Origin of the sequence: Chroococcidiopsis thermalis PCC 7203, assembly GCF_000317125.1 — a bacterium.
Taxonomy (GTDB): domain Bacteria; phylum Cyanobacteriota; class Cyanobacteriia; order Cyanobacteriales; family Chroococcidiopsidaceae; genus Chroococcidiopsis; species Chroococcidiopsis thermalis.
The window spans coordinates 4,619,872-4,635,155 of record NC_019695.1; the positions used below are offsets into that span (position 1 = coordinate 4,619,872).

Annotated in this window: 11 protein-coding genes; 5 read left to right on the top strand and 6 right to left on the bottom strand. The window is 43.0% G+C overall.

Translation table 11 applies throughout. The features are described 5' to 3' along the window. Window positions 1-59: 59 nt before the first annotated feature. Complete coding sequence (locus CHRO_RS19980; RefSeq protein WP_015156036.1) at window positions 60-836, bottom strand: ABC transporter permease; 777 nt, start codon at window positions 834-836, stop codon at window positions 60-62. Window positions 837-859: 23 nt separating this feature from the next. On the opposite strand from CHRO_RS19980, the gene CHRO_RS19985 reads away from it, so the two are divergent. Together CHRO_RS19985 and CHRO_RS19990 are read left to right on the top strand one after the other, a co-directional pair. Beyond that, window positions 860-2,860 (top strand): FAD-dependent oxidoreductase, encoded by a 2,001-nt coding sequence (locus CHRO_RS19985; RefSeq protein WP_015156037.1) that lies wholly within the window; start codon window positions 860-862, stop codon window positions 2,858-2,860. A 70-nt stretch (window positions 2,861-2,930) separates the two neighbouring features. Beyond that, a complete protein-coding gene (locus CHRO_RS19990; protein ID WP_015156038.1) occupies window positions 2,931-3,986 on the top strand; it encodes an aromatic ring-hydroxylating dioxygenase subunit alpha in 1,056 nt (351 codons plus the stop codon). Between the two features lie 57 nt (window positions 3,987-4,043). Here the strand turns inward: CHRO_RS19990 and CHRO_RS19995 are convergent, their stop codons facing one another. Continuing rightward, window positions 4,044-5,018 carry a cysteine synthase A gene (locus tag CHRO_RS19995; RefSeq protein ID WP_015156039.1) on the bottom strand — a complete coding sequence of 325 codons (975 nt, stop codon included), beginning with the start codon at window positions 5,016-5,018 and terminating at the stop codon, window positions 4,044-4,046. Window positions 5,019-5,244: 226 nt separating this feature from the next. Here CHRO_RS19995 and CHRO_RS20000 point away from each other — a divergent pair, with 226 nt between their 5' ends. Beyond that, complete coding sequence (locus CHRO_RS20000) at window positions 5,245-6,003, top strand: HEAT repeat domain-containing protein (protein ID WP_015156040.1); 759 nt, start codon at window positions 5,245-5,247, stop codon at window positions 6,001-6,003. Window positions 6,004-6,072: 69 nt separating this feature from the next. Here the strand turns inward: CHRO_RS20000 and CHRO_RS20005 are convergent, their stop codons facing one another. Then, a complete protein-coding gene (locus tag CHRO_RS20005) occupies window positions 6,073-8,298 on the bottom strand; it encodes a putative bifunctional diguanylate cyclase/phosphodiesterase (RefSeq protein WP_015156041.1) in 2,226 nt (741 codons plus the stop codon). An 830-nt stretch (window positions 8,299-9,128) separates the two neighbouring features. Continuing rightward, a complete protein-coding gene (locus CHRO_RS20010) occupies window positions 9,129-10,622 on the bottom strand; it encodes a NarK family nitrate/nitrite MFS transporter (protein WP_015156042.1) in 1,494 nt (497 codons plus the stop codon). An 809-nt stretch (window positions 10,623-11,431) separates the two neighbouring features. On the opposite strand from CHRO_RS20010, the gene CHRO_RS20015 reads away from it, so the two are divergent. Next, window positions 11,432-11,677 (top strand): hypothetical protein, encoded by a 246-nt coding sequence (locus CHRO_RS20015; RefSeq protein WP_015156043.1) that lies wholly within the window; start codon window positions 11,432-11,434, stop codon window positions 11,675-11,677. Between the two features lie 149 nt (window positions 11,678-11,826). Here CHRO_RS20015 and CHRO_RS20020 read toward each other — a convergent pair whose 3' ends face one another. Beyond that, entirely contained in the window at window positions 11,827-12,465 is a 639-nt protein-coding gene (locus tag CHRO_RS20020; RefSeq protein WP_015156044.1) for a hypothetical protein, read from the bottom strand. Window positions 12,466-13,213: 748 nt separating this feature from the next. Here CHRO_RS20020 and CHRO_RS20025 point away from each other — a divergent pair. After that, window positions 13,214-14,155, top strand: coding sequence for a tetratricopeptide repeat protein (locus CHRO_RS20025; protein ID WP_041463344.1), 942 nt, complete (start codon window positions 13,214-13,216; stop codon window positions 14,153-14,155). 70 nt (window positions 14,156-14,225) lie between these two features. On the opposite strand, the gene CHRO_RS20030 is transcribed toward CHRO_RS20025, so the two are convergent. After that, on the bottom strand, window positions 14,226-15,077 hold the full coding sequence (locus CHRO_RS20030; RefSeq protein ID WP_015156046.1) for an ABC transporter ATP-binding protein: 852 nt from the start codon (window positions 15,075-15,077) through the stop codon (window positions 14,226-14,228). Window positions 15,078-15,284: the final 207 nt, after the last annotated feature.

Genomic DNA, 15,284 nt, shown 5'->3' on the forward strand with positions numbered 1-15,284 from the left:
TAAAAAGAGGGCTTTATTTCCTCTTTAAAAAGGGGGTTAGGGGGATCGAGAGTACTAGATCACAATCTTCTCTCTACCACCAACATTCGCCGATAAGATAACCATCCTCCCAGTACCATCAATCCCGTGAAGCCAACTAAAAACCAGAAATTCTCGCTAATTTCAGCCATCTCACTTCCGTTAGCAGAAACTTTTAAAAAAGCTGTATTCATGTGATAAATCGGGTTGAACTTGGCAATTTGTTGTAAATGTTTCGGAAACAAAAAAGCAGGGATAAAAGCACCGCCTAACATCAACAACGGCACGCCAAAAGCCGCGATTAAAGCATTTACATCTTCCGTACGACGGGCTAATTGCGTGCCTAAAATAAAACCTAAACCTACGTATGCAGCTATACTCAGTAAAATAATTAAGCAGCCCAAAATCAAGGAGCCATTGAAACTAGCATTAAAAAATAATGAAGAAATCGTATAAATTAGTACAGCTTGTCCTATGCCAATACAACTGTGAGCGAGAAAAATTCCTAAAAAGTAGGAAGTGCCACTTAGAGGAGAAATGAATAGACGCTTGAGAGTTTGTTGTTCTCGTTCGGAAACGATAGTAGCAACCGTACCACCCAAACAACTGAAAAACAACGCTGCTCCTACTAACGTTAAGGGTGCAGCAATATTAAAAGCTTGGTCTATTGACAGCTTGGCTCGTTCTGCCAAAATAAATCCGTTAAGTAACAATACAGAAACGGGAAAAATACTCCAAAAAATTAAGCTGCGACGGCGACGCAGTAGTTCAATTAAGATTCGTTGTGCGACAGCCAGCGTTTCTCGCCAATATTTCATCGTGATGGGAGTGAGGAGTTAACTTGAATCCATTATCAAACGACGTGCTTTCACAGCCAATTTCTCGACGCACTTTATTTAAGCTATGTGGGATTGGTGCTGTCGGGGGAGTTGTGGGATACACTCGGTTTTCAAAACCACAGCCTACGGTACACCAACCAGATAGATTAGATCTACCGCGATCGCTAACTCAATCGAAAAGCGTAGTTGTTGTCGGTGGAGGATTAGCTGGATTAGCTTGCGCCTACGAACTGAGTCAGCGCGGATTTGCCGTGACGCTATTAGAGCGATCGCCACAACTGGGTGGTAAGATTGCCAGCTGGCAGGTCGAAGCAGCAGGGGAAACTTTTATGATGGAACACGGCTTCCACGGTTTCTTTCCTCAATACTACAACCTCAAAAGTATCGTGGCAGAACTGGAAATTCAGGACAATTTTCGGTCTTTAAATTCCTACGCCGTCCTTTATCGGGGTGAGAAGTACCAGCCAGAAGTCTTCCGTCCCAGTCACTCAGCTTTTCCGTGGAATATCGTTGATTTAGCGATCGCCTCTCCTAATCGGCTCAAATGGGGTATTAACCTGACAAAATGGGAACACTGGCAGGTGTTTCGGGCAATTACCGGATTTCAAACCCAAAAAACCTTTCAACGCCTAGATCATCTTTCCGTAGCCGAGTGGGTAGAACGGAGTTTTCCGCACGGATTATACGATTTATACTTTTTACCCTTCGCCAAATCAAGCTTGAATGCCCCAGATTTGATGAGTGTGGGAGAATTAATGCAATTTTTCCACTTTTACTTTTTTGGCAATCCCGAAGGACTGGCTTTTAACGGTACGCGCTACGACATGGGTACGAGTTTAGTCCAACCAATTGCGAGTGCGATCGCGCGAAATGGTGGCAAGATTGTCACGGGTGCTAACGTCACCGCAATTCAAACTCAAAATGGCAAGATTTCATCCCTCAGCTATTCTCAAGGAGAAGGGGAGGATGCGCCGTTTTGGGTAACGGGAGTTGGAGACAAGGGGGACAAGGGGGACAAGGGGGACAAGGGAGAAATTTCATATTACGGTGCAGCCGATCGCATGTATGCTGTTTCTCCTGAAAATAAAGCAGCAATCTCTCTTACCTGTACCCATCAAGGCTGTACGGTACAACTCGCAGAAGACGGCAAATTTCACTGTCCCTGTCATGGTGCAGTATACGATCGCCAAGGGAAAGTATTGAAAGGACCAGCACAAAGAGATTTACCCCGCTTTCAAGTTGTCAAACAGCAAGAAGATCGATTGCAACTAGTCGGGAGTCGGGAGTCATTGAACAACCAACTACCAACTACCAACTACCAATTACCAATTACCAACTACCAATTACCAATTCAAGCCGATTACTACATCTTCGCCACCGACGTACCAGGAGTACAACAATTATTTACCTTAGTCGCGGGAGAAGTTAGCCAGCAAGTGCGATCGCAAGTCGAAAAGTTGTCTATAGCCGATCCTTTCGCTGTCTGTCGCTTCTGGTTCGATCGCGATTTTGATTGGCAACACAGCAATTTTACCTCTTTATCTGGCTATCAACTCACCGACAGCATTACGCTTTATCACCGCATTCAGGAACCATATATTGATTGGGCAAATAAAACGGGTGGTAGCGTCGTGGAGTTACACGCCTATTGTTACAAAGAAAAAGAGTTTCCCAATCAGCAAGCTTTATTGACAACATTCGAGCAAGAATTATATGAAATTGTACCGCAGTTACAGCAAGCAAAAATGTTGCATCGGGAATTAGTCAATCAAAAGAATTTCTCTGGTTATCCACCAAATAGCTATAGCGATCGACCGGAGACAAGTACGGAGATTCCTAATTTAATATTTGCAGGTGATTGGGTCAAAATGCCATTTCCTTGCGGATTAATGGAAAGGGCTGTAAGTAGTGGATTGCTAGCAGCAAATGAGATTTTACACCGCGAAGGATTGCAAAGGCGATCGCTTTTCTCCGTTAATCCAGAGGGAATGTTGAAGATTTAATTACAGCAGGGTGTGTTCTTTAACGCACCCTACCAATTCCAAAATTATTAGTTCAAAAATATATAAAGCTATGCAAAACCCCTCGCTAACCTCACAACAGCGTGATATTCGGCAAACTGGAATTAATCCGAATCATTGGTATGCAGTCGCCCGTAGTCGTGAAGTTACAACTAACCCTATAGCCGTCACTCTTTGGCATCAAGCGATCGCAATTTATCGTGGCAACGATGGGAAAGTATATGCATTAGAAGATCGATGTCCGCACCGTCAAGTTAAACTCAGTCACGGACGAGTTGTTGATAACAATTTAGAATGCGCTTATCACGGCTGGCGCATTGCTGGAAATGGTGAATGCGTTGACGTTCCTTATTTAGCAACAAATCAAAAACTACCGAATTGCAAAATTCGCCATTATCCAATTCGAGAACAAGATGGTTTTGTTTGGTTATTTCCTGGCGATCGCAATCTAGCTACGCAACTTCAACCTCTAGGCTTACCAGAGTGGGATCATCTCAACTATATTGCCACTGTTTCAATTATTGAATGTGCCGCTCATTATTCTTACTTAATTGAGAATTTGATGGATATGTATCACGGACATTTACATCAAAGCTGGCAAGCTTGGGCAGATCCAATATTGCAAGATATCTATGAAGATGAAGGACGAGTTGACGCGCATTATCAAGCACAAAGCTATTATAAAATTGATAAAATTTGGTCGATCTCGCAATTATTTTTTCCTGCCTTACGTCGCCTTCATTCCGAACCATTAGACGTGAGCTATATTTACCCCAATTGGACATCAACATTAGGCAATGATTTTAAAATTTATTGTTTATTTTGTCCAATTAACGAATTAAAAACCCGCGCTTATTTAATTCATTTTACTTCTCTCAATGCCTTCTGGCGCTTGCATAAATTACCCGTAGCTTTTAGGAAGTTCGTTAAAAACAGTTTATTCGGCTCGGCGCAAAAATTATTAGATGGATTAGTACTACAAGATGTACAGATGATTGAAGAAGAACAGCAAGCCTATCTCGCCCATCCAGAACAAAAAAATCACGAACTAAACCGTGCTTTAGCGAGCGTTCAAAAATTAATTAAAATTCAAGCAAATCCCTCATAGCCCCCCTTTTTAAGGGGGGTTGGGGGGATCTTCCGAGACACGGCTGAGTGAAAAGATTTAAGCTGGCGACAGCCCCTTTTCCGCTAACCAGGTGCGATTAAATAACCGCGATTGATAGCGCGTACCGCTATCGCACAGAATTGTCACAATTGTATGACCTGGACCTAATTGCTTGGCTAGTGCGATCGCCGCACCAACATTAATTCCTGTAGAACCGCCGAGAAATAATCCCTCTTCTTGCAGCAGACGGTAGACAATTTTTACTGCTACATCGTCAGTTACGCGAATTGCATCGTCAATCGGTGCGCCTTCCATATTCGCAGTTACGCGACTGTTGCCGATACCTTCTGTAATGGAGTTGCCTTCACTTGTGGTTTCACCTGTTTTGATATAACTGTAAAGCGCACTACCCATCGGATCGGCTAAGACTGTCTTGATGGCAGGATTTTTTTCCTTCAGATACATTGCTACCCCTGCTAGCGTACCTCCCGTACCTGTAGACGTTACCCACACATCAACTTTGCCGTCTGTTTGTTCCCAGATTTCTTTACCTGTAGTTTCGTAATGCGCCCTTCTATTGGCTAAATTATCAAACTGGTTTGCCCAAATTGCATTTTCCATCTCCTCGGCAATTCTACCGGAGAGTCTGACATAATTATTCGGGTCTTTGTATGGTACGGCAGGAACAGGACGCACCTCAGCCCCCAACAGCCTCAACGCATCCATTTTTTCTTGCGACTGGGTATCGGGAATCACAATTAAGCTTTTGTAGCCCTTAGCATTACAAATATGGGCAAGTCCGATGCCAGTATTTCCCGCTGTCCCTTCCACGACCGTACCCCCAGGCTTGAGAATGCCTTTTTCTTCCGCATCCTTAATAATATAAAGTGCGGCGCGGTCTTTTACCGAACCCCCAGGATTGAGAAATTCTGCCTTACCAAGAATTTCGCATCCAGTCTCTTCACTGAAGCGGTTGAGCCGGATCAGGGGTGTATTGCCTACAGTACCGACAAACCCGTTTTTGATATCCATTCCTAAACTACCGTTAATTATCTTCTATCAAAATTCTGACTTATTGCGGTAGGTAGTAGAGCGTGTTGTCGCGATCTGCAAGCGGCAAACGCAAGTGCGATCGCAGATAAAAACATAAAGGAGTTAGCCGTAGGGTGTCGAGCAGAGTAAAATCATTGTAGCTAACCTATTTGGATCGCCAAGCCACATTGATTGATGGCAAAAGAACGCGGTGAACGGATCGCTCATGTATGACGAAGACGACCTTAGCATATTAGATGAAGCCGTACAGCTAGATAGTCCCCTAGATCATCTAGGTGCTTTAACTGCTGATTCTGAGACTGCAAAACCTAACCCAGATGAAATGCTTGCCCTGCTAGAAAATCCTCAAACTCAGCAGAGGATGCTAGCAGCGCGAGCTTTCTGTGAAATTGAAGATGAGCGGGCAACGCCCCATTTAATTCGCTTACTCACAGATGCTTGTCCTTTAGTCAGAGTCAGCGCTGCCTATGCGATCGGACGCAACCCCAGCCCAGAAGCGGTAGAGGCACTGATTCAACAATTAAATCGAGACTGGAACGGTTACGTGCGTAAGGGAGTTGTCTGGGCATTAGGCAACTGCCGCGATCGCCGTTCCCTCAAACCTTTAGCAGAAGCTTTGAGAACCGACATTTCCGCCGTGCGGCTGTGGGCTGCTAGCGCTTTAGCACAAATGGCAGAAATCGGTTATGAAGCAGTAGTCGGAGCCATGCCACCCCTGATTGAAGCTTTGGTGCAAGACCCCGTAGCAGCAGTCAGGAGCAATTGCGCTTGGTCGGTAGGTCAATTATGTCGCGAACTCCCTTCTAACGTCGTCTATGCTACGGCAGTCGATGCCTTAATCCAAGCTTTTGCTGAAGATGAAGATTTAGGCGTAAAAGAAGATGCTAGAGCCGCCATTCTCGGTGTCGGCGATCCGCGAGGACTGCAATTGATCGAGACATTGGAACAGGAAGGATGGTTTTAATGAATTCGGAATTCGGAATTCGGAATTCGGAATTCGGAATTAATACGTGAATTTTGAATTGCTCCCTGCTCACTTAGAAGCATAACAATCGCGACCGGAGGCGATCAGACTTTTGGCAGCATCGCGATTGAGTGGTTTGGAGAATAAGTAGCCCTGAGCAAAGTGTTCTTGCCCAGATGTAGGTTGGAGGGAACAGAGTTGAGCGAGTTGAGATGCGGTTTCTACTCCTTCGGCGACGACATCAATTTTCAAGCTATCGGCTAGGGAAACGATCGCCCGAATAATTTCTAATCGCTCTGAGCTAGTATCTATATCTTGAATGAAGGAGCGATCGATTTTCAAAAAATTGATCGGAAAGCGACTTAAATACGATAAAGAAGAATAACCAGTGCCAAAGTCATCGATGGAAACTTGAATGCCCAACTCTTGTAACTGGATCAATTTGGCTTTAGCAGATGCTAAATCTTCGACAATCGTGCTTTCGGTAATTTCGAGCTTTAAACAATGCGGATCAAAACTAGTTTCTACTAGAATTTGGCGAATTTTATCCACTAAATCGACTTGGGCAAATTGCTTACCAGAAACATTGACACTGACTGATAGCGGTGGATCGGAAGGAAATTCTTCGTGCCAAGCACGCATCTGAGTGCAGGCTTCTTGTAACACCCATATGCCTAATGGCAAAATCAGTCCTGTTTCTTCCGCAACACCGATAAATTCTATGGGCGGAATCAAGCCGTTGTCGGGATGCTGCCAGCGGACTAAGGCTTCAAATCCGGTAATTTGGTTGTTATGTAGTGCGACGATTGGCTGGTAGTGGAGTTGAAATTCTTGGTTGATAATTGCCTTGCGCAAGTCTGTTTCTAGGTGCAACATGGCGACAGCACGATCGCGCATAGTGATGTCAAATACCTCATAACACCCACGTCCCCGTTCTTTTGCCCGATACATGGCTATATCTGCATCTCGTAGCAAGTCTTCAGCACAGTCGTAGTCAGCCGTCTCGATTAACACGCCGATACTTGCATTAGCGTAGATTTCTTGTCCGTTGAGGTGGAACGGTAGCTTAAATTCTTGCTGTATCCGTTCGACGAGGTGAATAATGTCACCTTTGTCGTCCACATCTTCAATCAGCATGGCAAACTCATCTCCGCCTAATCGTGCCAATGTATCGCTGCTGCGGATACATGCTTTGAGTCTTTGGGCAATACCCATCAATAGCCGATCGCCTACCAAATGTCCCAGGCTATCGTTAATCGTTTTAAACCGATCGAGATCGACGAATAGCACTGCAAAGGAGAAAATGTTGTGACGTTTCGCCAATTGCAAGACGTGTTCTAAGCGCTCTTGAAATAAAATTCTGTTGGGTAAGCCCGTGAGTCGATCGTGTAAGGCATCATGACTTAACTGAGCTTCGGCACGATGGCGATCGGTAATATCAGTTTGAGAACCAGCGATGCGGTAAGCTTGTCCTTCCTCGTTCCTGACTGCCAAACCGCGACTTAGTACCCAGCGATACGTTCCATCTTTATGTAAAATCCGGTGTTCCCGTTCAAAATGGCTAGTCGTACCATCTAAATGCCGAGATAACTCAAGTTGAAATTGCGCTTTGTCATCGGGATGAATCCGATCGCGCCACTCATCTAAGGTACTAGCAATTTCATCATCTGCGTAGCCTAGCATGGCTTTCCAGCGCTGAGAAAAGTAAATTTCATGATTTTCGAGGTTCCAGTCCCACAGTCCTTCATTTGCCCCTTGCATGACCAAATCGTATCGTTCTGAGGCTTTGAGAAATAGGCTTTCTGCTTGTTGGCGCACCGCATCAATTGCTGCAACTTGCGGTAACGTCGTCCAACAGGCGATCGCCACGCTGACAAAAGCTAACGATATTAATAAAAGTAGAAAAATTACACTGCTATTGGCAATATATTTAATACCTAAGAATGGTCGAAAACACCAACCAACTGCCGTAGCACCACAGACTAATAAAACTAAAATACTGAACTGAAGTAAGGCAAAATCTCGTAACGGGCGATCGCTTTTTATCCGATAGCGCTCGATCCACCATTGAGAACGAAAAAACGTCCAAGGAATGTAATTTATTACCTTATTCGCAGCCAAGATGACTAGGAAAAATAGCAGACCAACGATCGCATTTTGCCAATTCCAAGTTCGATCGCCAAAAATTGTTACGGCTGCTTCCACTAGACAAAAGACTGGCAGCCACCACACCCAGCGAACTGCCGATTGCTCGGAATTCGCTCGCCATCCGAGATGAAATCTCATAATCGACATCAGATATCCTGTAGGCATAATGGTGGTAGCAACTCTCAATGGTTCGTCAACTCTGCTGTGGTGATGGTCAATCGTTGGTCATTTGCGATCGATCTGAGAGTGGAGCGTTACGTGAAATCTACTTACTATTCACTCTCTTTAATCATTTGTGAAATAATGATAATGCTTAATGTTTTTTCAATCCTTGCACGAGCAATGTTAGAACTCAATATAGTTCCTATTTTTTCTATCTCTTAAAAAAATAGTGCGCCAGTGCTGGCTAGAATTACTTAAATAGTTATCTCGAAAAAGAGCAGCGTTCAATAGATTTCTCTGGTGCAAGACTTTACTTCAGTTATATGTGGACTAGAGAGCGACCGACTTAAGATTCATATATTTATAAAACGGGGATGAATAAAATCTTTTAAAATAGCAATAAAACTCGGAGCGAATTTATAATAACTTTATCCCTAATACTGGTTGTACAGAAAATTGAATATATATGGCATGAGTGAAACTACAGTTTTTTAGTCGTGCTGCAATCTACTCCAATCAAGAAAATTGCAGTAATTCTGCCGACTTATATTGTTCGCATGAAGAAATAGCTGGCTATAGACGAGAATATACGGATATATTTTGTAATTTTCTCATGGAGAGATTCTAGATCTACCGCAATCTTACTTAGGTGTAGGAGTGGGCAATTGCGTAATTATTAAAAATATTAAGAATATTAGAATAAATCTTAAAATGATTGCGTTTTTGTCAGCATATTGAAGAATTGTCAGGTACATATCTATGCATCCTGACAATCACATTATGAGAACATATCGTGTATCGTGGCGATCGCCTACCTACTTTGTTACCGATACTTTGGTGGCGATCGCTTCTGGAACATCTTCCGTACTATGAGAACCTGTTGGTTCTTTAAGGAAAAAAGCACACAAACTAGTCACGATTAAACCCACCACTCCTAACATCTGGAAGAAAATGCGATCGCCTGTTGGATCGTTAGGCAAGAGACTATAAATCGAGAGAAAAGCAACTGCACCAACGTTACCATAAGCTCCCACGTTGCCAGCAATTTGTCCGGTGACGCGACGCTTTATTAAAGGTACGATTGCATAAGTCGCACCTTCTGCTGCCATAACAAAGAACGAAGCGAGTGCTGTCATAACTGCTACTACTGGTAACGGGACATTTCCGCCTAAACTGCTAAAGATCAGATAGCCAATTCCCATCCCAGCCAGCGTGACAACGAGCGTCCACTTACGACTGTTCACTTTATCAGAAATCAATCCCCCACCAGGGCGGGCAAATAGATTCATAAATGCATATATTCCGGCAACCGCCCCTGCTATGGTTGCATTTAAGCCAAAGCCGCGTTGAAAAAATGTCGGCAACATGGAAACGACAGCTAATTCCGAACCAAAACAAGCAACGTAAGCTAACTCTAAACTGGCAACTTGTGAAAATTGATAGCGATCTTCTGGGGGATAGCGTTTTTCACCCTGCATCAACTGCTTATTTGCTTGCCAAATATTGTAAGACTGAAATAAATACAGGCACAGAAGTAGAAACCAAATGACATACATTGTTGTGGCGTTGAAAAATTTAACTTGATTTAAACGCCAAGCAAGTACGCCCAAAATGCCGACTAAAGGCACGTTCATTAGTAATAAAAACCAGAAGTCTTTCTTGGTAGTGACTTCCATTCCCGCACTACTAGCGGGACGTTCGTAAACTTTACCTGGTGGTGTATCTTGGACGTTAAAAAAATAGATGATGCCAAAGATTGCTGCAATAATTCCCGTGGAAGCGATCGCCAAACGCCAATTAATTTGTCCTCCGGCAAGGAAAGCTGTTGCTGCGGCAATGGAAGGTAAAGTGAAGGCAGCACCCGCAGAACCAAAGTTCCCCCAGCCACCATAAATTCCTTCTGCCAAGCCAATTTCTTTGGGAGGAAACCACTCAGCTACCATGCGAATCCCAATGACAAATCCACAGCCGACAATACTCAAAGCTAAGCGGCTGTAAACCAATTGGCTGAAATTTTGGGCAAAGGCAAATGCTAAACACGGAATTGCTGCATATACTAACAAACAAGAATAGGTGATTCGAGGTCCAAATCGATCTAATATCATCCCTACAATAATTCGTGCTGGTACTGTTAAAGCGACGTTACAAAGGGCGATCGTTCTCAATTGGGCTTCGCTTAAACCGAGTTCTGCTTTGACTGTTGGCGCGAAAGGGGCAAAGTTAAACCAGACGACAAACGTGAGAAAAAATGCCAGCCATGTTAAATGTAGAATGCGATAGCGTCCGCTGAATGACCATATACCAGCCATCTCAAATTCTCCCGTAACAACAGTTATCAGTTATCAGTTATCAGTCATCAGTCATCAGTTATCAGAAACCAATAACTAATCGATCGCTACTTATTAAGGCGGGATTGTGTTTTGAATTTAGTTGTTTGTGTCTGACATCATTACTATTTTCAGATTTTTCAAATTGTTGACTTGTTCTAAGTTATAAAAGCTTTAACACGTTATTAGTATAAATTACTACGGTTTGCTAATATTTATTGACGCAAGTATTCGATTTTTGCAATTGCTACTACATTGGTACATCACTGATTTTTTATTGTTATTATTTCTTGATATAGAAACTTGGGTTTCGTTGATGACTTTTAATTTTTAAACGTTCATTTATTGTAAGCAATCCAGAATTTTTATCCAACTTCGATGCTTGAAGTCTTTTTGTGACAAGGTTTTTGGCAGTTTGACAAGCTTATTTCTTATTCAATTGGGCATATTTTAATTTAGATATAGCTACCAAGAAGCTTTGAATAATTATTTTTTAGATATGAATCTATTCCTGATTGCGTAGTTATCAATATCTCTTTTGATAGGTGAATTTAAATAGAAAGCTACTCTGATCTACGGTCATCACAATATACTCGAACACTTAAAGGCAGCGATCGCAACTATCCGGTGTAAGCAGACAGAAGGTAGAAGAAAGGGCTGAGGTTCTCAGAGGAAAATCCGCCGATCTTGTAAATTTTTCTAAAATAAATCAAATTTTGTATTTTTAGATACAGAAAATAACTGTAATATTTAAGTGAAAACAAACTTTTTTATGAATTTGGTGTTTAACAATGCAGACAAAAAGCAGATTAAGTCGGGAAGAAAGACTGAATCGCATAGCTATAGCTCAAGAGTGGATGGTAGAACTGCCTCATCCTCATCCAGTTAGGCTAGTGCTGCTAGTGGTTTTATGTTCTTTTGCGGTAGGGCTGCTACCAATTGTCTATACTCTATCTACAGGAAAAGCGATCGTTACCAATCCGGCGAACGCATCTGGAGAAGCAGGAGTGTGGGGTGTTTTGGGAGAGAAACAATAGTTCCTAAATTAGGAAGTACATAGTCTTGACAAACGAAAATCAAAAATAAAAAGTACCCGCTCTCAGGTACTTTTTATAGATGTCAACTAGGCTATTGATGCAAATTGTTTACCTAGTTCGGTATGTCAAAAACTACTATGCAGTTCTGATTAAGTATAGTTTCCGTTAGTACGAGGTTTACGCGCACCAGCCGCAGCACCAATCAGGGATGCAATTAAACCTAGCAAGGAACCAAACACAAACCACCACAAGCCTCTTGCAGTTGCATCAGCAGCTTCTTTTGCTTGTTCGGCAGTTAGATTCCCACCTTGTGGTAAGTTGACTCCTTGTTGCACCTGGTTGCTAATTACTCCAGCAGCATTTGCAGCCGCATTGGTAGCAAGACCGAAAGCACCAGTAACTCCACTTGCCAACAACCAAGAGCTAAGCGCGAGAGTTGTTGCCCAGAGAATTGCACCATTAAGTAGTGCTGTAGAGCGATTCATCGGTCCACAAGCGCGGGCTGTAAACCAACCGCCTGTGAGCAGAGAAATTAACAAACCGATAGCCGACCAGATACCAACATTTCCTGCAACGTTAGGGGCGTTGGTTCTAGGCGCGCCCGAACCAGCTACCGTGTCTGCTCCAATTGCACCAAATAATGCGCTTAAGATCAATTGAGTTGCTAATGTGACAACTAATCCTGATAGAATTGGACCCCAGCGAACGCGATCGTGATAATCTGTGACCCTAGCTGTAACCGCTGGTTCGGTCATGACTTCATTTACTGGTCGATTGACATATGACATAGCTATTAACTCCTTTGTTTTTTTGTACTTTTGTAAGATTTTTTTTAGCTAATTCACCCTGAGCTTAATTTAGATTAAATTAGCAAATTACCTATCTATCAGTAGAAATAGTTGAGGTATCTATCTTTAGAAGTAAAAACAAGTTATAAACTTTGAAAAAAGAGAACTTTTGATAATTGTTGAAACTGTCACTAGCTTTACTAGATTTTCTGAGCTAACAAGCAAGAAGAATTAATACTGTTTTTCTAGATACGTGCTTGCCTAATTTCTCTATAGCTGCTGTCGTCAAAGAAAGGATTGAAGGGAACGCCAGCGCTACGAAAACACATCTTAGCGTATAGCTCCAATAGTTTTCCGGCTGATAGAGAAATTAGCAGTAGTGACTCAATGTACTGGAGAGTTATGCTAGCCGATCTATGTATATAGAAATACTTTTTGACTTAGTGTGGGTCATTTCTTTTGTAACGAAGCTTAAAGTATTTGTCAATTTTGCAAAAAAGGTGTGCTAATTAGATAGAGCAAAATTCATAGCTGGCAACAGTAAAGATTTCAGTAAGCCAAAAGCTGTAGGGGTAAGGTTACCCAAAATCTCCCTTGGAGACAGAACTCTTTAAAGAACCTGCCCGTACAAAAGTCAAAATGTCTACTCGTAAAAGCAACAGCTATTTTAGCTGTTACAATGTGCTGGCTGAAAATCCGATCGCTGACAAACCTAGCAAAATTGACTGAATACCCTAGTAGATTAACCGTGTCAAAACTAACTTTATTCGGAATTAATTTATTGTTACTAGCTGGATTGACTGCCATTGCTCCAGCGCCGACTACGGCAAAAACAACCATCGCCCAAAAAAGCCCAAAAGCTGCCCTTCCCAGCAGCCCTGTCAAAAAACGCAAACTGCTGGAGAAGTTGTTGCAAGAAGGGCAAAGATTGATGGATACAGGCAAACTACCAGCCGCGATCGCTAAATATCAACAAGCGGCTAAAATATCTCCCAAAAATGCTCGCATCTACTCTACTATGGGTTACATTCAAGCATTACAAAAAAACTATTCTGCTGCTGTTGTCTCCTATCGTCGCGCGATCGCGGTTGCTCCCAATCATGCCGATTTTCATTATGCTTTAGGCTATTGTTTAGGGCAATTGCGGGATAATGCTGGAGCCGCAGCTGCTTACCGTCGCACGATCGAACTCGATCGCAATAACTTAAATGCCTATTTAGGATTAGGTGTGATTTCCTTCCGTCTGCGAGACTACGACGGTGCAGCCGAAGCATATCAACAAGTTTTAAACCGTGACTCTAATAATGCCTATGCGAACGAGTTAATGGGTTTGCTACTGCTAGAACAAGGAGAATATGATGCAGCGGGCGCTGCACTGCAAAAAGCAGTAACGCAAGCACCTAATAACCCAAAACTGCTGCAAGCTCTTGCCAAGGTCTGGATTGCTCAAGGCAATACACCAGCAGCGCTCATGACTTTCAGACAGATTGCTCACCTTGAACCTCAAGACGCTAGAGTCTATTTGCAGATTGGCGATTTACTCAAGCAGCAAAACGACTTGAATGGCGCTCTTGCAGCCTACCGACAAGCCTTGTCGATCAAACCAAATTTACCAGTAGCGCAAAAGGCAATTCGAGAAATCCTCATGACTTTACCAGCTAGCAATCGTGGTACGGAGCCGCAGCTTTGACTGAAAGTCAAAATTCAAAAGCCAAAAGTCAAAATTTAGGAGCCAGGAGTCACTACTCCCTCCTTCTCGTCTAATCCAGCCTACGTCCTGTGAGTTCGACGAAGATATCTTCGAGGTTAGAAGATCGCGCCATCATTCCAGTTTTGTTTGGTTGTTGGTTAATAAAGGTGTTGGCATCTTCTAAGGTGGGGAAGAATAGATATTCCCAGCGTTCTTCGACTTGCTTCATCACTAACCCTTCACCATACTGCGATCGCAGTTGTGATAAAGTTCCCAAGGAAATCAGCTTGCCACCGTCCATAATTCCAATGCGGTTACACAAATATTCGACTTCCTCCATGTAGTGTGTGGTTAGCAGTATCGTCATTCCCTGCTTGTTGAGATCGAGAATAATTTCCCATAAGCGCCGCCTAGTTTGAGGGTCTAGTCCTACGGTTGGTTCATCTAAAAATAAAATCTGTGGTTGGTGTAACAAAGCTCTGGCAATCTGCAAGCGCCGCTTCATTCCTCCTGAGAGAGTTTTGACTAAACTATCGCGACGGTCTGCTAACTCTACATATTTCAGCCATTGACCGATCCGCTGCTGGCGCTGAGGATTGGGAATGTGATGCAATCGTCCGTGTAGTTCCATATTCTCCCAAACCGAGAGATCGTTATCGACGCTGGTTTGCTGCAAGACTACGCCAATGTACTGCTTCACCAGTATGGATTGACGCAAGAGATCGAATCCTGCTACTTCAACTTGACCCTGGGTTGGTTTGGTCAGCGTTGTTAACATCCGAATCGTAGTTGACTTACCAGCACCATTGGGTCCGAGTAAACCAAAAATCTCCCCTGGTTGGATAGTAAAAGAAAGGTCGTTGACAACTGAAATGTTGTTGTATGACTTGTAAACGTTTTGCAGCGAGACAGCAGCAGACATGAATTGTTGCAATAAGTTAAGTTAATCCTCTCCTAAGTTAACAGTTAGCAGTGGAAAGGGAGCAGGGAGCGCACGAGCAGTGACCAGTGACCAGTGACCAATTACCCATTACCCATTACCCATTACCCATTATCACTCTTGTCTAGTTTTATGAACTTGAGTAATATTTTGTTTACCTTATTTGATATAGATAAATACTAAAGATTC

Bases quoted from the DNA above. Each gene is read 5' to 3' on its own strand.
- CHRO_RS19980 (WP_015156036.1), bottom strand. From the start codon at position 836: ATGAAATATTGGCGAGAAACGCTGGCTGTCGCACAACGAATCTTAATT.
- CHRO_RS19990 (WP_015156038.1), top strand. From the start codon at position 2,931: ATGCAAAACCCCTCGCTAACCTCACAACAGCGTGATATTCGGCAAACT.
- CHRO_RS19995 (WP_015156039.1), bottom strand. From the start codon at position 5,018: ATGGATATCAAAAACGGGTTTGTCGGTACTGTAGGCAATACACCCCTG.
- CHRO_RS20000 (WP_015156040.1), top strand. From the start codon at position 5,245: ATGTATGACGAAGACGACCTTAGCATATTAGATGAAGCCGTACAGCTA.
- CHRO_RS20005 (WP_015156041.1), bottom strand. From the start codon at position 8,298: ATGTCGATTATGAGATTTCATCTCGGATGGCGAGCGAATTCCGAGCAA.
- CHRO_RS20010 (WP_015156042.1), bottom strand. From the start codon at position 10,622: ATGGCTGGTATATGGTCATTCAGCGGACGCTATCGCATTCTACATTTA.
- CHRO_RS20015 (WP_015156043.1), top strand. From the start codon at position 11,432: ATGCAGACAAAAAGCAGATTAAGTCGGGAAGAAAGACTGAATCGCATA.
- CHRO_RS20020 (WP_015156044.1), bottom strand. From the start codon at position 12,465: ATGTCATATGTCAATCGACCAGTAAATGAAGTCATGACCGAACCAGCG.
- CHRO_RS20030 (WP_015156046.1), bottom strand. From the start codon at position 15,077: ATGTCTGCTGCTGTCTCGCTGCAAAACGTTTACAAGTCATACAACAAC.